The 19,552-nt window shown below is 58.6% G+C and carries 23 protein-coding genes and 1 riboswitch; of the genes, 14 read left to right on the forward strand and 9 right to left on the reverse strand.

The window, feature by feature from the left end:
• Positions 1–6 precede the first annotated feature (6 nt).
• From polA to ACR0DH_RS17455, 3 genes are all read right to left on the reverse strand, one after another.
• Positions 7–2,802: a DNA polymerase I gene (gene polA / locus ACR0DH_RS17445; RefSeq protein WP_480550952.1), complete on the reverse strand. Its 2,796-nt coding sequence runs from the start codon at positions 2,800–2,802 to the stop codon at positions 7–9.
• 70 nt (positions 2,803–2,872) lie between these two features.
• Positions 2,873–3,343, reverse strand: a complete 471-nt coding sequence (locus tag ACR0DH_RS17450) for a hypothetical protein (protein ID WP_480550950.1) — start codon at positions 3,341–3,343, stop codon at positions 2,873–2,875.
• Positions 3,344–3,425: 82 nt separating this feature from the next.
• Positions 3,426–3,602 (reverse strand): zinc-finger domain-containing protein, encoded by a 177-nt coding sequence (locus ACR0DH_RS17455; RefSeq protein WP_170533977.1) that lies wholly within the window; start codon positions 3,600–3,602, stop codon positions 3,426–3,428.
• A gap of 87 nt (positions 3,603–3,689) precedes the next feature.
• On the opposite strand from ACR0DH_RS17455, the gene ACR0DH_RS17460 reads away from it, so the two are divergent.
• Complete coding sequence (locus ACR0DH_RS17460) at positions 3,690–4,631, forward strand: ABC transporter ATP-binding protein (RefSeq protein WP_480551159.1); 942 nt, start codon at positions 3,690–3,692, stop codon at positions 4,629–4,631.
• A gap of 20 nt (positions 4,632–4,651) precedes the next feature.
• Here ACR0DH_RS17460 and ACR0DH_RS17465 read toward each other — a convergent pair whose 3' ends face one another.
• Complete coding sequence (locus ACR0DH_RS17465; RefSeq protein WP_480550948.1) at positions 4,652–5,116, reverse strand: DUF1203 domain-containing protein; 465 nt, start codon at positions 5,114–5,116, stop codon at positions 4,652–4,654.
• Positions 5,117–5,269: 153 nt separating this feature from the next.
• On the opposite strand from ACR0DH_RS17465, the gene ACR0DH_RS17470 reads away from it, so the two are divergent.
• On the forward strand, positions 5,270–5,683 hold the full coding sequence (locus ACR0DH_RS17470; protein ID WP_480550946.1) for a group III truncated hemoglobin: 414 nt from the start codon (positions 5,270–5,272) through the stop codon (positions 5,681–5,683).
• A 145-nt stretch (positions 5,684–5,828) separates the two neighbouring features.
• On the forward strand, positions 5,829–6,767 hold the full coding sequence (locus tag ACR0DH_RS17475) for a DMT family transporter (RefSeq protein ID WP_480550944.1): 939 nt from the start codon (positions 5,829–5,831) through the stop codon (positions 6,765–6,767).
• Between the two features lie 45 nt (positions 6,768–6,812).
• Here the strand turns inward: ACR0DH_RS17475 and ACR0DH_RS17480 are convergent, their stop codons facing one another.
• Together ACR0DH_RS17480 and ACR0DH_RS17485 are read right to left on the reverse strand one after the other, a co-directional pair.
• A complete protein-coding gene (locus ACR0DH_RS17480; RefSeq protein ID WP_480550942.1) occupies positions 6,813–7,538 on the reverse strand; it encodes an NYN domain-containing protein in 726 nt (241 codons plus the stop codon).
• Positions 7,539–7,633: 95 nt separating this feature from the next.
• Positions 7,634–8,746: an S-(hydroxymethyl)glutathione dehydrogenase/class III alcohol dehydrogenase gene (locus tag ACR0DH_RS17485; protein WP_480550940.1), complete on the reverse strand. Its 1,113-nt coding sequence runs from the start codon at positions 8,744–8,746 to the stop codon at positions 7,634–7,636.
• A gap of 130 nt (positions 8,747–8,876) precedes the next feature.
• On the opposite strand from ACR0DH_RS17485, the gene ACR0DH_RS17490 reads away from it, so the two are divergent.
• Positions 8,877–9,164, forward strand: a complete 288-nt coding sequence (locus tag ACR0DH_RS17490; RefSeq protein ID WP_480550938.1) for an I78 family peptidase inhibitor — start codon at positions 8,877–8,879, stop codon at positions 9,162–9,164.
• A gap of 13 nt (positions 9,165–9,177) precedes the next feature.
• Here ACR0DH_RS17490 and ACR0DH_RS17495 read toward each other — a convergent pair whose 3' ends face one another.
• On the reverse strand, positions 9,178–9,903 hold the full coding sequence (locus ACR0DH_RS17495) for an SDR family NAD(P)-dependent oxidoreductase (RefSeq protein WP_480550936.1): 726 nt from the start codon (positions 9,901–9,903) through the stop codon (positions 9,178–9,180).
• 186 nt (positions 9,904–10,089) lie between these two features.
• Between ACR0DH_RS17495 and ACR0DH_RS17500 the strand changes: the two genes are divergently transcribed.
• Genes ACR0DH_RS17500 through ACR0DH_RS17520 form a run of 5 tightly spaced genes read left to right on the forward strand, consistent with a single transcriptional unit; the run spans position 10,090 to position 14,299 of the window.
• Entirely contained in the window at positions 10,090–11,424 is a 1,335-nt protein-coding gene (locus ACR0DH_RS17500) for an NAD(P)/FAD-dependent oxidoreductase (protein WP_480550935.1), read from the forward strand.
• Positions 11,375–11,923, forward strand: a complete 549-nt coding sequence (locus ACR0DH_RS17505) for a hypothetical protein (RefSeq protein WP_480543509.1) — start codon at positions 11,375–11,377, stop codon at positions 11,921–11,923. The genes ACR0DH_RS17500 and ACR0DH_RS17505 overlap by 50 nt, the downstream gene beginning before the upstream one ends.
• On the forward strand, positions 11,923–13,146 hold the full coding sequence (locus ACR0DH_RS17510; RefSeq protein WP_480550933.1) for an MFS transporter: 1,224 nt from the start codon (positions 11,923–11,925) through the stop codon (positions 13,144–13,146). The genes ACR0DH_RS17505 and ACR0DH_RS17510 overlap by 1 nt, the downstream gene beginning before the upstream one ends.
• The gene (locus ACR0DH_RS17515) at positions 13,143–13,760 is read left to right on the forward strand and encodes a DUF3833 domain-containing protein (protein ID WP_480550931.1); all 618 of its coding nucleotides are present in this window, start codon (positions 13,143–13,145) and stop codon (positions 13,758–13,760) included. The genes ACR0DH_RS17510 and ACR0DH_RS17515 overlap by 4 nt, the downstream gene beginning before the upstream one ends.
• On the forward strand, positions 13,757–14,299 hold the full coding sequence (locus ACR0DH_RS17520; RefSeq protein WP_480543515.1) for a DUF3833 domain-containing protein: 543 nt from the start codon (positions 13,757–13,759) through the stop codon (positions 14,297–14,299). Before ACR0DH_RS17515 ends, ACR0DH_RS17520 begins: the two co-directional genes overlap by 4 nt.
• A 17-nt stretch (positions 14,300–14,316) precedes the next feature.
• Here ACR0DH_RS17520 and ACR0DH_RS17525 read toward each other — a convergent pair whose 3' ends face one another.
• Entirely contained in the window at positions 14,317–14,928 is a 612-nt protein-coding gene (locus tag ACR0DH_RS17525; protein WP_480550929.1) for an FMN-binding negative transcriptional regulator, read from the reverse strand.
• A gap of 54 nt (positions 14,929–14,982) precedes the next feature.
• Positions 14,983–15,130, forward strand: a riboswitch (FMN riboswitch).
• A gap of 70 nt (positions 15,131–15,200) precedes the next feature.
• On the opposite strand from ACR0DH_RS17525, the gene ACR0DH_RS17530 reads away from it, so the two are divergent.
• From ACR0DH_RS17530 to cobO, 5 genes are all read left to right on the forward strand, one after another.
• Positions 15,201–15,641, forward strand: coding sequence for a 6,7-dimethyl-8-ribityllumazine synthase (locus ACR0DH_RS17530; RefSeq protein WP_480550927.1), 441 nt, complete (start codon positions 15,201–15,203; stop codon positions 15,639–15,641).
• Between the two features lie 143 nt (positions 15,642–15,784).
• Entirely contained in the window at positions 15,785–16,885 is a 1,101-nt protein-coding gene (gene aroC, locus ACR0DH_RS17535; protein WP_480550925.1) for a chorismate synthase, read from the forward strand.
• A complete protein-coding gene (locus tag ACR0DH_RS17540; RefSeq protein WP_480550923.1) occupies positions 16,869–17,531 on the forward strand; it encodes an HD domain-containing protein in 663 nt (220 codons plus the stop codon). The genes aroC and ACR0DH_RS17540 overlap by 17 nt, the downstream gene beginning before the upstream one ends.
• A 54-nt stretch (positions 17,532–17,585) precedes the next feature.
• Positions 17,586–18,521 (forward strand): DMT family transporter, encoded by a 936-nt coding sequence (locus tag ACR0DH_RS17545; protein WP_480550921.1) that lies wholly within the window; start codon positions 17,586–17,588, stop codon positions 18,519–18,521.
• Positions 18,522–18,578: 57 nt separating this feature from the next.
• The gene (cobO, locus tag ACR0DH_RS17550; RefSeq protein WP_480550919.1) at positions 18,579–19,178 is read left to right on the forward strand and encodes a cob(I)yrinic acid a,c-diamide adenosyltransferase; all 600 of its coding nucleotides are present in this window, start codon (positions 18,579–18,581) and stop codon (positions 19,176–19,178) included.
• A gap of 42 nt (positions 19,179–19,220) precedes the next feature.
• Here cobO and ACR0DH_RS17555 read toward each other — a convergent pair whose 3' ends face one another.
• Positions 19,221–19,442, reverse strand: a complete 222-nt coding sequence (locus ACR0DH_RS17555) for a hypothetical protein (RefSeq protein WP_480550917.1) — start codon at positions 19,440–19,442, stop codon at positions 19,221–19,223.
• Positions 19,443–19,552 lie beyond the last annotated feature (110 nt).

Raw genomic sequence — 19,552 nt, forward strand, 5'->3', positions numbered from 1 at the left:
CGTGCCCTAGTGCGCTTCGGCCCAGTTTGCCCCGCGCCCGGCATCGACATCCAGCTTCACATCCAGCTTCACCGCCGGGTCCGAGGCCCCCTCCATCACATCGCGCGCCACCTCGATCAGCCGATCAACACCGTCCTCAGACACTTCGAACAGCAATTCGTCATGCACCTGCAACAGCATCTTGGCGGGCAACCCTTGAATCGCATCCGGCATCCGCACCATCGCGCGCCGGATCACATCCGCCGCCGTACCTTGGATCGGCGCGTTGATCGCAGCCCGGCGCGAGAAACCCGCATGCGGCCCTTTGGCATTGATCTCAGGCGTGTGGATTTTGCGCCCAAACAGGGTCTGCACATAGCCGTGCTCTTTCGCAAAGGCGATGGTGTCGTCCATATAGGCGCGAATACCAGGGAAGCGTTCGAAATAGCGGTCGATGAATCCCTGTGCCTCGGCCCGCGGAATACGAAGGTTGCGCGCCAGGCCAAAGCCCGAGATGCCGTAGATCACACCAAAGTTGATCGCCTTGGCCTGACGACGGATATCCGGCGTCATCTCATCCAATGGCACATCGAACATCTCGGACGCGGTCATCGCGTGAATGTCCAACCCGTCGGCAAACGCCTGTTTCAAGGCGTCAATCCCGGCAATATGTGCCAGAATGCGCAGCTCGATCTGGCTATAGTCGAGGCTCACCATCACATTGCCCGGCTCGGCGATGAACGCCTCACGAATGCGGCGGCCTTCCTCGGTCCGGACGGGAATGTTCTGCAGGTTCGGATCGGTCGAGGCCAAACGGCCCGTGTTCGCCCCAGTGATCGAATAAGACGTATGCACGCGGCCCGTGTCCGGATTGATATGGGTCTGCAGCGCATCCGTGTAGGTCGATTTCAACTTCGACAGTTGCCGCCAGTCCAGTACCCGGCGCGGCAATTCATGCTCGGTCGCCAGATCCTCAAGAATATCCGCCCCGGTCGAGTACTTCCCGGTTTTCCCCTTCTTGCCGCCTTCCAGACCCATCTTGTCGAACAGGATCTCACCCAACTGTGCGGGCGAGCCGACATTGAAGTTCTGACCGGCCAACCCGTGAATTTCAGCCTCTAGTCCGGCCATTTTCTGCGCAAAGGCATTCGACATCCGACTGAGGACATCGCGGTCCACCTTGATACCGTGCATCTCCATTTCTTTGAGAACCGGCACCAGCGGGCGTTCCAGCGTTTCATAAACCGTCGTCACCTGAACCTGATGCAGCTGCGGCTTGAACAATCGCCACAGGCGCAGAGTAATATCCGCGTCCTCGGCGGCATAAGCGGTGGCCTCATCAATCGGCACCTTGTCGAAGGTGATCGCCGATTTGCCCGAGCCCAGCAGCGGTTTGATCGGGATAGGAGTATGGCTTAGATAGCGCTCGGACAGAGTATCCATCCCATGTCCATGCTCACCGCCATGCATGGCGTTGGACATCAGCATCGTGTCATCGATCGGAGCGATATCGATGCCATAGCGCGCAAAGATCTTGGCATCGTATTTCATGTTCTGCCCGATCTTGAGGATCGAGGGGTCCTCGAACAGCGGTCTCAGCAGTGTTAGAGCCTCATCTAGCGGCATCTGCCCCTCGGCCAGCGCATCCGAGCCGAACAGATCATCCGCCGATCCGTCGCGGTGGGTCAGCGGGATGTAGCAGGCCTCCCCTGCTTCGATACAAAGCGAAATGCCGACCAGATCGGCGATCATCTCGTTCAGGCCGGTGGTTTCCGTATCAACGGCGATCCAGCCGGTTTCATAGGCCCGGTCGACCCAGACTTGTAGCGCAGCCGCATCCCGAACACATTCGTGTTTCGAGGCGTCAAATGGTATTGCTTCGACTTCGGGCGCTGCTTCGGCCGCGGGAGCATCGGGGATTACTGGCGAGTCCACGCCCAGTTTATCCGCAATGCGCTTGGTCAGCGTACGGAACTCCATCTGAGCCAGAAAACTCATCAAGACGTCGGCCTCAGGGTCCTTCACTTCCAGATCATCGAGCGTGAAATCAAGAGGGGTCTGTTCATCCAGCTGCACCAGCTTCTTCGACAGCTCGATCTGATCGCGCTTTTCGATCAGGGTCTGGCGGCGCTTGGGCTGTTTGATCTCTCCCGCACGGTCCAGCAGGGTTTCGAGATCACCATATTCGTTGATCAGCAAGGCTGCCGTTTTGACGCCGATTCCCGGTGCCCCGGGTACGTTGTCAACGCTATCCCCAGCCAGCGCCTGCACATCAACCACGCGCTCCGGGCCAACGCCGAATTTCTCGATCACCCCGTCCCGGTCGATGCGCTTGTTCTTCATCGCATCCAGCATCTCGACGCCGCCGCCGACCAACTGCATCAGGTCCTTGTCGGAACTCACAATAGTCACACGTCCGCCAGCCTCACGTGCCTGAACGGCAAGAGTGGCAATGATGTCGTCAGCCTCATACCCCTCCAACTCTTTGCAAGCGATGTTGAAGGCCTTTGTCGCCTCGCGGGTCAGCGGCATCTGCGGGCGCAGGTCCTCGGGCATCGCCTCACGATTGGCTTTGTACAGGTCATAGAGGTCATTGCGGAAGGTGTGAGAGCCCTTGTCGAAGATCACCGCCACATGGGTCGGTGCATCCGGGCCATCGTTCCCCTCGACATATTTTTGCAGCATGTTGCAAAAGCCCGAAACCGCCCCGATCGGCAAGCCATCGGATTTCCGCGTCAGCGGCGGCAGCGCGTGATAGGCCCTGAAAATAAAGGCCGATCCATCGATGAGATGCAGGTGACACCCTTTTCCGAAATTGCTCATGCGCACGCTCCCTGTCGGTCAGAGATGGTTCTGCCACAGGGTCGCTCGGGTGACCAGTCTTGAACTTGGGCTAACCGCCGAAGAGGCCGCTGAAAACGTCCGAAAAGCTGTTGAGCAAAGCCATAATGACCAACACACCAAGGAAGGCAAAAAACGCGAAGGCAAAGAACTGGAACAGGATTGCGCCGACGCCAACCGCAATCCCGGCGATGGCAGGGCGGCGCTTTTCGTGACGCAGGATGCCGACAACAGACAGAACAACTGCCAGTGCACCCAACATGGCGACACCGATCTGCAGGAAATCATCCAGATCGCGCGCACGCGCAACAGGCTCGGGCTGTTCCAGCCCTGCCGCAGATCGAAGGGTGGATTTGCCGATTTCAGCCGCTAGCTCACCCAGCGACACACCCGCGGATTGCTGAGGTGCGAAGGGTCCGGCCCAAAAGACGAACAAGGCAGCAAACAGCGCCAAAGAGGCAATGCAAAAGCCGATCCATCCGAATATCGGGTTGGCAGAGTCATTAGGTGCAATGTCAGTCATCACGCTCGCCTACGCTGTATGCACCACCGAAATAGCATAAAAAACACGGCGAGATTTGGGCGAAACCCGATTGGACGGGCAATTAGCCTTGCTCTGTGCCTTTCAGAACATATTTGCAGTCGCAATACGGGCACTCGACCCAGCCCGTATCTTCAGGGATTTGCAGCCACACGCGCGGATGGCCCAGCGCACCTTCGCCGCCGTCACAAGCGACGCGGGTGGTTTCGACGATCTTGGTTTCCGGCGCTTCGATTGTCACGGCTGGCGATCCTTCACTGGTTGTCGGCCTCGCGGGCATGCATTAGGTGCGTTTATGAGCGATGAGCAATCCGGGGGCAAGAGCCACATGAGCGATGCGGCAATCAGGATCGAAGGTCTGCGCAAGACCTATCGGGCAAGCAAGGGCCAGCCCGAGAAGCACGCACTGAAGGGGATTGACCTGACCATTCCCAGCGGCTCGGTTTTTGGGCTTTTGGGGCCGAACGGCGCGGGTAAGTCGACCCTGATCAACATTCTTGCCGGGCTGGTGATCAAAACCTCCGGGAAGGTTTCGATCTGGGGCTTCGATCAGGATCAGAACCCACGCCAGTCGCGCGCCGCCATCGGTGTGATGCCGCAAGAGCTGAACCTGGACCCGTTCTTTACCCCGCGCGGCGCGTTGGAGGTACAGGCTGGCCTTTATGGCGTGCCCAAGGCCCAGCGCCGCAGCGATGAGATTCTGGAGCTCGTCGGCCTCAGCGACAAGGCCGAAGCTTATGCCCGCACGCTATCAGGCGGGATGCGGCGGCGGCTGCTGCTGGCCAAGGCGTTGGTGCATCACCCCAGGATTTTGGTTCTGGATGAACCGACTGCGGGTGTCGATATCGAGTTGCGCCAGATGCTTTGGACCAATGTGCGCAAGCTGAACGAACAGGGGATGACGATCATCCTGACCACGCATTACCTGGAAGAAGCGCAGGAAATGTGTGATCAAATCGCCATCATCAACCATGGTGAAAAGATCACCCAAGACAGCACCGCCAACTTGCTGAGCCGCATGGACCGGCGCACCATGGTGATCATGCCCGATAGCCCGGTTGCGGACCTTCCGTCCGCTGACGGGGTCGAGGCCACATTGCGCGACGATGGCAGCCTGCTGCTGCAGTATCGCAGCGCCCAGACCAGTGCCGAGCAGGTACTGGAATCTGTTCGCGCTGCGGGTATCCGCATCCGCGATGTGCGCACAGAAGAAGCAGATCTTGAGGATGTGTTCCTTGCGCTGACCTCGTCTCAGGCTCGGGCGACGTAAGCGCGGCCCAGAACCAGCCCTTAGCCCCGGTCGATCCGCGCTTGATAGCAATTGTTGCGCGCGGATCGCACGTGGATATAGGCCACATCGGGGCGTTCAAAGATATCTTTGACCTTTGCACCAATCTGATCCGTTGGGGTGATTGCTCCGGTGCCATAAACGATCCGGTCATCCTGCCCGTATCCCTTGATCAGATAGTCAGGAGAGCTGGTCAGAATCTCGGGCAATTCATCCCCTTCATAGCGCTCGCAGGGTTCGGCACACAAAAATATCGGCCCGGTTTCCGCATAAGGATGCGTCTTGGCAAAGGGCCTATGCGCCAGAACCAGCATCGGCGCCCCTTCGGGTATGTTTTGCAGACAATGACGGCAAGGATTGCCCGCGCCGGTTGAAACAGCGTGCTCTGGCGTGACTCCATAGGCATCCGGACCACCCTGTTGCAGGGTGCGGACTTCGTCAGTGGGCAATGCAGTGATTTTGAACATATCAATCCTCCGGTTTTCCGAACCATGCCCAATCATGACCACGCCGCGCGACCCGATTCCTGCGCAAATCGCATGTCGCCGTTGGCCGTAAGGATGAGCGCGACAAAACCACGCCTGTAGAACCGCCGGGATTCTGGTTAGGACCCAAACATTATGACCCGACCAATCCTTCCACCGCGTTTTCCGGCCACGTCTGATCAGATCAATGCGCAAGTGTGCGCCTTTTACGCCCGTGTCCGGACCGACCCGGTACTGGGCCCCGTTTTTGCGCAACATGTCGATGACTGGCCCGCGCATGAGGAAAAGATCGCCTCATTCTGGCGCAATGCGATCCTGTATGAGCGCGGGTATGACGGCAATCCGCAGCGGGTTCATATTGAACGGCCGGCAGTTCAGCCCGACATGTTCGCCCATTGGCTGGACCTGTTCGAAGAGGTCGCAGCCCAGACGTTGCCAGCCGAAACCGCGACGCCCTGGGCCGCCCTGGCGCGACGCATCGGGGTGGGGATGAAGGCCGGCGTGCAATCGGCGCGTCAGCCCAAGGATGCGCCACCGATCCTGCGTTGATCTGAAGACATGGCAGCTTTGCACTGTTAGCGGTAAAATAGGGGCTATGCGCGCTGGCAGAATGGGTTTACTCAGGGGCAAGACAGCCCTTTTTGCGCTGCGACGGCACAGTGCCACCACACCGACATCACCCGAGGCCACAGCGATGAGCACTCAAAACACCACCCTAAGGGGACTTGGTTTCGCGTTTCTTGGATTCGCGGTTTTCGCCAGCCATGACGCGTTGATCAAGGTGCTGGGCGGGACCTATTCGGTGATGCAGATCATCTTTTTCGCCACTCTGTTTTCCTTTGTCCCCATGGCGGTGACAATCCTGACAGACCGGACCACCGGGAACTTTCTGCCGCACCATCCCTGGCTAGTGCTGCTGCGGTCGGCCCTGATGGTTACGGCCATGGTCTGCGCCTTCTACGCCTTTTCGGTGCTGCCACTGGCCGAGGTCTACTCGTTGCTCTTCTCCTTCCCATTGATCGTGACCGTTCTGTCGATCCCAATTTTGGGAGAGGTCGTCCGTGTCCAGCGCTGGGCCGCCGTTGGTGTTGGCCTGATCGGTGTTCTGATCGTCCTGCGCCCGGGTTCAACGGACATCACACTGGGCCACCTGGCCGCTCTGGCTGCCGCGTTTTGCAGCGCATTCGGGTCTGTTCTGGTGCGCAAGATCGGGAATGAGGAACGATCCGCCGTCCTGATCCTCTATCCCATGTTGTTGGCCATTCTGGTCATGAGCCTGATGCAACCCGCCGTCTATCAACCGCCCTCGCTGCTGCATCTGGCAATGATGGCGCTGGTTGGTGTGTTTTCGGTCATCGCGCAACACCTGATCATCCTCGCCTACCGCGCCGCGCCCGCCGGGGTCGTCGCGCCCAGCCAATACAGTCAGATCATCTGGGCCACTTTGTTCGGCATGATCTTCTTTGGCGAGCGCCCGGATGGCTGGGTCGCCGTCGGCGCAGGTATCATCATCGCGTCTGGTGTTTTTGTGGTCTGGCGCGAGAGCCGGTCCAACACCACATCCGTGAACACTCCGGTCCTGCGGGTACGGTCGCCACGCGCAGATACCGGGGCGTCGCGACCGGGGGAGTAGCTCAAGACCAAAAGTGGAATTCATCAGAACGACAAATTTACGTGATCAGCTGGCTTTGAGTCTAATCCTGTAACCGCCGTTTATTCCGTCTTCTTCGAATTTTCCCGTCGCGCGCACCAAATCGCTCAGCTTCGCGTAGCCATAGGAACGAGCATCAAAATCCGGGTAGATCTTGCTAAGCTGACTTCCTACTTGCCCTAGCTTAACCCACCCATCTGGTTCATCAGCGTTTTGAACAACATTGCGAACAAGCTGATAGGCATGGTTCAATTCTTGCCTTGGCTTTGCGCTTTCGGTTTTCTTTGCCTGCGGGATGTCCTCGGGCTGTTTCTCAATATTCTCGATATAAATAAATCGATTACACGCGGCTACAAACGCCTTGGGTGCCTTGCGCTCTCCGATACCATAGACGTCCAGCCCTTGTTCGCGAATGCGGCTGGCGAGACGCGTGAAATCGCTGTCTGAGGACACTAGAACAAACCCGCTGAACCTGCCGGAATGCAGGATATCCATGGCATCAATGACCAAGGCAATATCGCTGGAGTTCTTTTTGGACGTATTGGCAAACTGCTGATGGGGCACGATGGCGTATTCGGCCAGGGACTTGGCCTCCCATCCCTGCGGCGGTCCATTGGCGAAGTCGCCGTATATCCGTCGTAGGCCAGCCTCTCCCAACGTTGCGATTTCTTCAAAAATTTCTGCTGCATGTTTTGCGGAGACATTGTCCGCGTCAATCAGAACTGCAAGGCGGTCTGTTCGTCCTGTCGTCACCTGAATTCCTCAACCTTAAATTTAATTCATGGTGAGGAATGTAAGGGTCAAAAAGGGCGAGCAAAAGCCCGCCCTTGGAAAGTATTTTTGTCTTGTCAGTAAACCACCACCGACCGGATGCTCTCACCCTTGTGCATCAGGTCGAAGCCGTGGTTGATGTCGTCCAGACCCATGGTGTGGGTGATCATCGGATCGATCTCGATCTTGCCGTCCATATACCAGTCAACGATCTTGGGCACATCTGTCCGGCCCCGCGCGCCGCCAAAGGCCGTGCCGCGCCACGAGCGGCCGGTGACCAGCTGGAACGGGCGCGTCGAGATCTCGGCACCCGCAGGGGCCACGCCGATGATGATCGACTCACCCCAGCCTTTATGCGCCGATTCCAGCGCGTCGCGCATCACGCCAACATTGCCGGTGGCGTCGAAAGTATAATCGGCACCGCCCTTGGTCAGGTTCACCAGGTAGGGAACAAGATCGCCTTCAACCTCTTTTGGGTTCACGAAATCGGTCATCCCGAACTTGGTCGCCATTTCCACCTTCGACGGGTTCAGATCGACACCAACGATCTGATCGGCCCCGGCCAGACGCAGGCCCTGGATCACGTTCAGGCCAATACCGCCCAGACCGAACACGATGGCGCGACTGCCGATTTCCACTTTGGCGGTGTTGATCACAGCGCCGATGCCGGTGGTTACACCGCAACCGATATAGCAAATCTTGTCAAACGGCGCGTCCTCGCGCACTTTGGCCAGCGCGATTTCTGGCAGAACCGTGTGGTTCGAGAAGGTCGAGCAGCCCATGTAGTGCAGGATCGGATCGCCATCCAGCGTCGAGAACCGCGAGGTGCCATCCGGCATCAGGCCCTTGCCTTGTGTTTCACGGATTGCCTGACACAGGTTCGTTTTGGGATGCAGACAATATTCACACTCGCGGCATTCCGGGGTGTAAAGCGGGATCACATGATCGCCGGGTTTCAGGCTGGTCACGCCCGGCCCGACTTCGACCACCACGCCAGCGCCTTCGTGGCCCAGAATTGCCGGGAACAGGCCTTCGGGGTCTGCCCCCGACAAGGTGAACTCATCTGTGTGGCAAATACCGGTGGCCTTGATCTCAACCAGAACCTCACCCGCCTTGGGGCCTTCGAGGTTCACATCCATAATTTCCAAAGGCTTGCCAGCCTGAACGGCGACGGCTGCACGGGTGCGCATAGTGCTTGTCTCCCAGTCTTGTTTGTCCAAACCCTGCGTCAAAAACGGGGTTCTTTCAACTATGCATTCATGACAGAGTGGCTAAACTTTTGATATTGAAGAAACGACATTGTCCGAATGAGGAACGCCAATGCACCGAATTTTTCCGATCCTGATCCTTCTGGCGGCCTGTTCAGAACCACCCCCACCCGAAGATATTCCGATTGAGCCAGAGGCCGCGCCTGTCGATCTGGCCTTTTGTCAGGGTGATCCATTTGCCGAGACGATTGGCCAGCCGGTTTCAACCATTCAAGCCAATCTGCCCGAACGCAGTCGCGTACTGGGGCCAAACGACATTGCAACCCAGGATTATCGGATCGACCGACTGAATGTGTTTGTGGATGATACCGGCGTGATCCAACGCCTGACCTGCGGTTGACCCTGGATCAGCGCTATTTCCCGCGATAGATCAGCCAATCCGGAAGGTAGTCCAGCAACCGGATGACCCATGAAAACGGGGCCGGGAAGTCAGTCCGGAAACGACGGCGCGACATCGCTTTGATCACCCGGTCTGCCGCGTCCTCAGCCGTCATCAACATCGGCATCTTGAAATTGTTTTTCTCGGTCAGACGGGTCTTAATGAAGCCCGGGTTGACGATGCGCACAGTGACCCCGGTACCCGCAAGATCAAAGCGCATGGTTTCCGCCAGCGACACCAAAGCCGCCTTGCTGGCCGCATAGCCCACAGCCGCGGGCAACCCACGATAGCCAGACAGGGACCCGATCAGGGTGATATCGCCGCGGCCTGTACGCACGAAAGACGGCACCGTTTCACCCAACACCCGTAACGCACCGGTGTAGTTCACGTCGGTCATGGCCAGTACCGCCTCGGTCTCCCAATCGGCGCTGCGCATCGGCTCGTAGGCCCCGGCATTATAAACCAGCCCGTCGACCGCACCGGCCTCTGCCACAGCACGGCGCACAGCATCCAGATCGGTGACGTCAAAAGGAACCGCGCGGGCATTCGGCAGGCTCGCGCAGATATCGGCCAGCCGATCCGCATTGCGCGCCGACAGGATCAGATGCGCACCCCGGCGGCTGAGCCCCTCGGCCAAAGCGCGGCCCAGGCCCTCGCTGGCGCCAACGATCCAATAGGTTTTTCCGTCAAAGCAGCTCATGTCTGGGCCGTATTGTGTTCTGATGCTTATTTTACGGTCGGGCACGGGTGCTGGATCACGCCGCCATACTGGAAAATCAGCACAGACCTCACAACATAGAGCAACGTGGAAATTAATCTAATCTGATTGATCCGACATCAAACCTGCTACGTATCCCCTTGTAAAATGTCGCACTAAGGGGATCACATGTTCGACGAAACGCGAGGCGAACGCAAGAAAATCGCAATCGTAGGTGCAGGCATTTCCGGTCTATCCGCAGCCTATTATCTGTCAGAAGATCACGACATCACTATTTACGAGGCCGAACCCCGGCTGGGGGGACATGCGCGTACCGTCATGGCCGGCAAGAATGGCGATCAGCCTGTCGATACCGGGTTTATCGTCTTCAACTATGCGACCTATCCCCATCTGACCAAGCTGTTTGACGAGTTGAACGTGCCGGTCATCAAATCCGAGATGAGCTTTGGCGCAACCATCGACAACGGTCGGATCGAGTATGGGCTGAACAACCTGCGCACCCTGACCGCGCAGAAACGGAATCTGGCGCGCCCGTCCTACTACAAGATGATCGCCGACATCCTGCGGTTCAGCAAAGAAGCACCCGAGGCTGCCAAGGATGATGACACCACAATCGGAGAGTTGGTGGATCAGATGCGTCTGGGCCATTGGTTCCGCCACAACTATCTGATGCCGATGTGCGGCGCGATCTGGTCGACCCCGGTGGAGTTTGTCGATCAGTTCCCGGCGCGCTCGCTGGTACAATTCTTCCGCAATCATGCGTTGCTGGCCAGTGGCCGAGCCAATCAGCATCAGTGGTATACGGTCAAAGGTGGCAGCATCGAGTATGTTCGCCGCATCGACGCCGCCCTGCGCGAACGGGGCTGCGATATTCGACTGGCTGCCCCGGTCGATCTCGTTCAGCGCGACGACATGGGCGTTTCGGTGACCAGTCAGGGCCACACCGACCAGTTTGATGAGATCATTCTAGCCACTCATTCCGACCAGTCCCGCGCCATTCTGGGCGACAATGCCACGACCGCCGAAGCTGCAGCATTGGAAGCGATCCGCTATCAGCCCAACAGCGCCATTCTACATTGCGATCCCAGCCAGATGCCGAAGCGCCGTGCTTGCTGGTCCAGCTGGACCTATCGCTCGCAAGCCGGAAATGTTGGCGTCACCTACTGGATGAACCGGCTGCAAAATATCCCGGACAGCGACCCGCTGTTCGTGACGCTGAACGCGTCGTCAGAGATTGCCGCGGATAAAATCTATGATCAGGTCGAATTTGCCCATCCGGTGTTCGACAAGGCCGCCCTGAAAGCACAAGGGCAAATCCGCGAGATGCAGGGACAGAACCGGACCTGGTTTGCCGGAGCGTATAACCGGCACGGGTTTCACGAAGACGGGATTGCCAGCGCGATGCACGTTGTGGATCGCATCAAGGGCACCTCGCAAACGATCGGAGCTGACCATGGCACTTTGGAACAAGACCCGGCCATCCCTGCTGTTGCGGCTGAATAGACGCCTGTGGCGCGCTGGGCTTCTGTCCTTGACGCTGCTGGCCCCCGGTGGGCTGGCGGCTGATCCGCTGGCAAGCGAATTGCAAGATCCCAAACAGATCGGCAGCGGGACCTTTCGGTTTCTCGGCCTGCCGCTGTATGATGCGAAACTCTACACACCAAGCGGAGCCGCGTTCAGTTGGAGCCAGGATTTTGGCCTGAAACTGACCTACCGCAAAAACCTGAAACAAAAGGCGCTGGTAGAATCGACGCTGGAAGAAATGGCCCGTCAGGGCAATCCGCAGCCCACGCAGGCGCAGCTTGAAAAGTGCTTTCAGGCTGTCAGCAAAGGGGACAGCTATCTGGCAATCTCAGAGGGGCCAAACAAGGTTGGCTTCTGGCGGAATGGTACCCAGACCTGCACATTGGCGAGCAACGACATCAAGAAGTCCTTCATGTCGATCTTTCTGGGCAACAACACCCGCTCGGCCAGCTTTACGCAAAGCTTGAAGGGCCAGTGATGCTGTACCCCCGTGTCAGCCTGTATGCGCTGATGCTCGCTGCGGCGGGTATTCCGCTTTATATTCACCTGCCACGCTTTGCGGCGGTGAATCTGGGCATCGGCCTTGGGGTGATTGGTACGGTTCTGCTTGTGATCCGGCTGGTCGATCTGGTGCAGGACCCGCTGATCGGCTGGGCCATCGACCGCTGGCCAGGCAGGCAGCTTTTGTTCGCCGCCTTGGCCGCGCTGGGTCTGGCCATCGGCTTCCCCCTGCTGTTTGGCCTGCCCGCAGGCGCCAGTATTGCCACTTTGGTGGCGGTCCTGATCTTGCTGTTCTCGGCCTACAGCCTCGGTACGATCCTTTTATATGGTCGCAGCGCAACGCTTGCAAAAAAGGCCGATGCCAAAGAGCTGATGACGCTCGCCGCCTTCCGCGAAGGCGGGCAATTGACAGGCGTCGTGATCGCCGCCAGCGCCCCGGCCCTGTTCGTGGCCTTGGGTGCATCCGCACAAGGATACCCCGCCTTTGGCCTGTTTCTGGGCTTTTTGGCGCTGTTGACCCTAATCCTGACCATTCCAATCTGGCGACGCACGCCGATCACCGGTCAGGGCTTGTCTTTTGCCGGACTTGGGCAGGCCGGAGCGCTGCGTCTACTGGCATTGGCACTGGTCAACAGCCTGCCGGTCGCCATCACATCCACACTGTTCCTGTTCTTTGTCGAAGATCGCCTGCAACTGCCCGGCAAGGCGGGGCCGCTGCTGATCCTGTTCTTCCTCTGCGCAGGCGCAAGCGTTCCGCTTTGGGCCAAGCTCAGCAATCGGATCGGCCCGAAAAAGACCCTGATCATCGCCATGCCGCTCTCCATCGCGGGCTTCATCGGTGCCGCAACGCTATCCTCCGGAGACCTCACCGGTTTCGCCATCATCTGCATCGCGTCTGGCGCGGCGCTTGGGGCGGATATGGTTGTTCTGCCTGCCATGTTTTCCGTGGTGCTGACACGCGCGGGGCTGAACGCCTCGGCCGCTTTTGGCATCTGGTCTTTTGCCGGCAAGCTGGGCCTTGCCCTCGCTGCCTTTTTCACTCTGCCACTGCTGGAGCGCAGCGGCTTTACACCCGGTCAAACCAATAGTGTCGAGGCTTTGAAAACACTCAACCTCGCCTATGCCGTACTGCCCTGCATCCTCAAGCTTGGCGCGTTCGGGATGGTTCTGACCCTGCCCACGGAGGTTACAGCCAAATGAATACACTTGTCGTGCTTCTACTCGCCATCCTCGCTGTTCTGGCGGCCAAGGGGCGTTTCCTCAGCTTTCGCTCACAATCGCCTGCCGATTATGCGGGCACGGGCCCCAACTTCTCGCTGAAAGAGCACTTGAATGGCGAAATCCTGTCCGAAGGCCTGATCTATGGCCCGAATGGCAAGATGTCGAACAGCTTTGTCGCGCGCATGGTCGGCGAATGGGACGGCAACTCGGGCACATTGGCCGAATGGTTCACCTATTCCAATGGCAAACAGATGACCCGCAAATGGTATCTGACACTGGGCACCGGCAACACGTTCATCGCCACGGCGGATGACATTGTCGGTGAAGGAAAGGGAGAGATCTCGGGCTCGACCGTCAAACTGACCTATCGGATCATCCTGCCTGAAGATGCAGGCGGGCATACGCTGGATGTCACCGACTGGATGTACCTGACGGAAAATGGCGCGATCATGAACCGCTCGGAAATGCGCAAGTTCGGCATCAAAGTGGCCGAGCTGGTCGCCACGATGCGCCCCGCGCCCGAGGTCAAGACCGCGCATCTGAACGGCGCAAATGGCTATGATGCCAAGGCTGCGGAAAGACCACTTCAATGATCCGCGCCCGCTTTGTCATCACCTTTGCCGCCATCGCGTGCCTTGTGGTTCTGGCCGCCTGCTCGGCCAAGCCCCGCGTGCCAAAGACCTTCCTTTCGGACCGTGAATTGAACCTCGAGGAGTTTTTCGAAGGCAAAACCGTCGCTTATGGTCAGTTTCAGGACATCCTCGGCAACGTTCCGCGCCGCTTTACCGTGGATATCGACGGCACCTGGGACGGCGAAACGCTCACCTTGGTTGAGGATTTCGTCTATGACGACGGCGCAACCGAGCAGCGTATCTGGACACTGACCAAAACCGGCGCCGATACCTGGACCGGCACCGCCCCCGGCGTGCTTGGCACCGCTGAAGGGATCGAGCGCGGTGACACCTTCAACTGGAAATACAAGATCGACCTGCCGATCAAGGACGGCACCATGCGCGTGAAGTTCGACGACTGGATGTGGCTGCTGGAGGATGACCGCCTGCTAAACCGCGCCTATGTCTCGCGTTTTGGGGTCCGCATTGGCGAGGTGATCCTGTTTTTTGAGAAAAAGTAGGCTCTAAACAGGGTCTTCTACACCTCACGCATCAGCGCGGCCAGCTGATCGGTTTCAGCGCCAAAACCGGTCGCCACCTGATCCGCCGCAGCGCGTCGCACCTCATCGGGCTTGTTCTGACCCAGTTTCCAGGTGCCCTGAATATCCTCAACCTGCATCCGGCAAGGCACGATCATCCGCATCATCCGGGCCAGCGCATCCTTTGACATCTTACCTGTGACCCAAGGGGGTTTCGGCAGCAGTTTCTGTTCGTAGAAGGCAGATTGCCGGTTCAGCAGATCCAACAATTCCTCCTGCGGGCGCAGCTCAAGGCGACCGATCAGATGAACCGCCACATAGTTCCAGGTGGGCACCTGGTCATCCACCGCATACCAATCGGGCGAGATATACGCATCCGGCCCAGTTACAGCGATCCGCACCGCGCGCGGTTGCTTGAGCAGCCTGACAATCGGGTTCGACCGCACCAGATGCAACTCGGCCAGCTCACCTGTTTCATCCAGCAGAAACGGGACATGACTCATGATCGGCGCGGTATCGCCTGACACAGCCAAAACGCCAAAGCCACGGTCACGGGCAAAGGTGATATGCCGGTCGCGCTCTTCGGCACGAAATGCGGGATTGGGGTGCATAAAAATCCTCCTGTCAAATCTCTTGCAGATCAGGTGGGTTCTATGCAAGGTCGCGCCTGTTCTCAGGGCGGGGCGAAATTCCCCACCGGCGGTATGCGGGCGAAGACCCGTAAGCCCGCGAGCGGCCCCTAATTCCGGGGTGTCAGCAGATCTGGTGAGAGGCCAGAGCCGACGGTTACAGTCCGGATGAAAGAGAACGTGCATCGTGCCGCCCAGCGGCGCGCCTGCTCGTGATCGCCTTGGGTGACGTGTCTGTAACTCAGGAGGCCCGAATGACACACACCCGCTATGCCTTCATCAAAGCCAACTGGCACTCCGATATTGTCGACCGTGCACTGGATGGGTTTCTGCAACTCATCCCCAGCGATCAGGTTGATGTCTTCGATGTCCCTGGTGCGTTCGAACTGCCGCTACTGGCCCGTGATCTGGCCCAAACCGGACGCTACGCTGCAATCGCCTGTGCGGCGTTTGTGGTGGATGGTGGCATCTACCGGCACGATTTTGTGGCTCAAGCCGTAGTTGATGGGCTAATGCGGGCCGGGCTTGATACGGGCGTTCCCGTCCTCTCGGTCTCACTGACCCCACATCAGTATCAGGAAACCGATCACCACAACGCCATCTATCGCGACCACTTCGTGCAAAAAGGCCGCGAGGCTGCACACGCTGCGCTTGCGATCACCAAAACCCGCCAGTCCTTGAAAGCGCAAGCCTGATCCACTTCATCTGGCCAAAAACATCCCGGGGGTGAATTGAGCCAACGGCTCAATAGGGGGCTGGCCCCCTCCCCCCTTATCCGAAATCCGCTTGAGGCCAAGCCCTGTGCCCGCTAATCACAACCCACAAAGGAGCATGCCCCATGTCGATGAACAGCTTTGGACACCTCTTCCGCGTCACCACCTGGGGTGAAAGCCATGGGCCCGCATTGGGTGCAACCGTTGATGGCTGCCCTCCGGGTGTGACAGTCGACGCCGCGATGATCCAACACTGGCTGGACAGGCGCAAACCGGGGCAGAACAAATTCACCACCCAGCGGCGCGAGCCCGATCAGGTGAAAATCCTGTCCGGCGTGTTCGAAGGTCAGACCACCGGCACGCCCGTTCAGCTGATGATCGAGAACACGGACCAGCGCTCGAAAGACTACGGCGATATCATCGACAAGTTTCGCCCGGGACATGCCGATATCACCTACTGGCAGAAATACGGCATCCGCGACTATCGCGGCGGCGGGCGCAGCTCGGCCCGTGAAACCGCCTCGCGCGTCGCGGCCGGAGGGCTGGCCCGCGAGGCGATCAAACAAATCGCGCCGAATGTGCAGATCACCGGCTACATGACCCAGATCGGCCCGCACAGGATCGACCGCGCCAATTTCGACTGGTCGCAGATCGAACAGAACCCCTTCTGGACACCTGACCCCCAAGCCGCCGAGGACTGGGCCGCCTATCTGGACGATCTGCGCAAATCCGGCAACTCGGTCGGCGCCGTGGTTGAGGTCGTGGCGCGCGGTGTCCCTGCTGGGATCGGAGCACCCGTTTACGCCAAGTTAGACACTGATCTGGCCGCTGCGATGATGTCGATCAACGCGGTCAAAGGCGTTGAAATTGGAGAAGGCATGGCCGCCGCCGAACTGACCGGCGAGGCCAATGCAGATGAGATCTTCATGGGCCAGAAAGGCCCCCAATACAGCTCGAACCATGCGGGCGGCATTCTGGGCGGCATCTCGACCGGACAGGACATCGTGGTGCGCTTTGCCGTCAAACCGACCTCATCGATTTTGACCACCCGCAAGACGATTACCAAATCCGGTGAGGAAACCGAGATCATCACCAAAGGCCGCCACGACCCTTGCGTCGGAATCCGAGCCGTGCCGGTAGGCGAGGCGATGATGGCCTGCGTGATCCTGGATCACCTGCTGTTGCATCGCGGTCAGATCGGTGAGAACCGTGGCCATATTGGCTGATCTCCGCACCCAGCTGCGCGGCATCGTCGCGCAGCGCATGCAGGCTGACCCAGCCCATGATCTGGCGCATCTGGACCGCGTCTGGTGCAACGCACAGGCCATTGCAGATGATCAGGCCAATATGCAGGTTCTCATGGCCGCGTGCTATCTGCACGATCTGGTCAACCTGCCGAAAAACGATCCGAACCGGCATCTCGCATCTCGTAAATCGGCACAGATATCAGAGTCTATATTGGACGATTTGGGCTTTGACGCCCCCTCGATCCATGCCACCCAACATGCAATCGAAGCGCACAGCTACTCGGCCAATATCCCGCCTCGCTCACCCGAGGCCCGCATCCTGCGCGATGCGGATCGCCTCGATGCGCTTGGGGCAATTGGGATTGCCCGGTGTTTCACCGTGGCCGGTGCTCTGGACCGGACGCTTTACGATCTTGATGACCCATTTGCAGAAAACCGCGATCTGGACGATCTGACATTCGCGATCGATCATTGGAAGATCAAGTTGCTCGACTTACCGTCCGGCATGCTTACGCAGGGCGGGCGGGATCTGGCGAGCACGCGCGTGTCAATGATGCTGGGGTATCTTGAGGCCCTGGCAGAGGAAATCGGCCACCCCGTTCCAGATCACTGGAAAACTGCATAATTGGTACAATCCCGTCGTTGATCTTTCCACGCCAAAGGCGCAGGTTCGCGGCACATGGCACAATCCTTAACATCGCATCGACCCATGCTTGCCGTGGGTCTGAAACTGGCCGCGCTGATGCTGTTCACAGCGATGTCGGCACTGGTCAAAGCCCTGTCCGAGGATTTCCCGCCGGGTGAGCTGGTGTTTTTTCGCTCACTCTTTGCCGTTCCGGTGATCATTGCCTGGCTGATCTGGCGCGGAGAGTTGGCGCAAGGCTTTGTCGTCAAGAAGCCTATGGGCCATTTCTGGCGTGGTGTGTTGGGCACCAGCGCCATGGGCTTGACCTTTACCGGCCTCAGCCTGCTGCCCCTGCCTGAGGTCACGGCCATTGGCTACGCCACCCCGATCTTCACCCTGATTCTGGCCGCCGTGATGCTGGGCGAGCGCATTCGCATGATCCGCATTGGTGCGGTTGCATTGGGGCTGCTGGGCGTTTTGATCATGATCTGGCCCCGGCTGGGCAGCACCCAGATGGAAATGGCGGCAACCATAGGCGCGCTATGCGTCTTAGCCGCAACGCTGGCCCGCGCCTTTGTACAGATCCATATCCGCCAACTGGTTAAGGTCGACCATCCCGCCGCCATCGTGTTCTATTTCTCGATGACCGCGACGCTACTCTCCTCGTTGACTGCGTTCTGGGGATGGACAATGCCAACCCTTAATCAGGCTCTAATACTGATTGCAATGGGCCTTATTGGCGGAGTGGCTCAGATATTGGTCACCTCATCCTATCGGTTCGGGCAAGCCTCAATGCTGGCACCTTATGACTATACGACGATGCTGTTTGCCATCTTCATTGGCTATGTCTGGTTTGATGAACTGCCAACACTGGCCATTCTGCTGGGGGCTACTCTGGTGATCGCGGGCAATGTAGTCGTGATTTGGCGCGAGCATCAGCTTGGGCTGGAACGAGGCAAGGCCCGTTCGGTCACGGACCCCAAAGCCTGATCTTTACCTTTCGCAAACTTCGCCTAGGTTGGGCGGAACAATCAATGAGGGTGCCCCATGAGCGACGCGCAGGATCACAAGGAAAAGATGCAGAAGGTGCAGGCCAAGCACCGCAAGAAAGTGTCCGAGGCGGTCGATCCGGGGCGCGGCCTGGTTCTGATCAATACTGGTAAGGGTAAGGGGAAGTCCTCGGCAGCCTTTGGTGTTGTGATCCGTGCGCTGGGCTGGCGGCAAAAGGTTGCCGTTGTTCAGTTCATCAAAGGCAAGTGGAAGACGGGCGAGCGCCGGTTCTTTCAAGACCGCGATCTGGTGACGTGGCACACGATGGGCGAAGGCTTTACCTGGGACACACAAGATCGCGAACGCGATATTGCCGCCGCTACCGCTGCCTTTGACAAAGCCTGCGATCTGATGGCCAGCGGGGATTATGATCTGGTAGTTCTGGACGAGATTAATATCGCGCTGCGGTATGAATACCTGTCGGTCGAGCGTGTACTAGACGGTCTCAAGGCGCGGTCGGATAAGACTAGCGTTTTCCTGACGGGCCGCGACGCGCCGCAAGCACTGCGTGACTATGCCGATCTGGTCACTGAAATGACCGAAGAAAAACACCCTTTCCAATCAGGCATCAAGGCACAGCGGGGCGTTGATTACTAAGGGGTTTCGTGACGGGCAGGATGTGAGAGGGCCACACCTGCCTTATTCGAAGCGCCTTAGAAGTACATTTTCGAAGATGTAGCGTATCGAATCCATGCGGCAGGTGGCGCTTTCAGGTGGTGTCGCGTCCTCGGGCCGTTCAGAAATCGCGCTCTCGCGTTTCGTGCAGTCGAAATAGGCTGCAAAGTCAGTGTCGCAGCAGCTGCAGCCACAAGCGGTTGCAGCGTCATGCCGTGCAATGATCTCTTCAAGCGGATCGCCCATGCCAGAACCCAACGCGGTCGTTTTCGGAGCGGCGACACGCCATCACCAAGTTGCGCGCTAAGCCTGCAAACCGCCCCGAAACCCATGGCCGGACAAGGTACAATCCGGCG

The sequence above is a fragment of the Ruegeria sp. I1 genome (assembly GCF_056532675.1).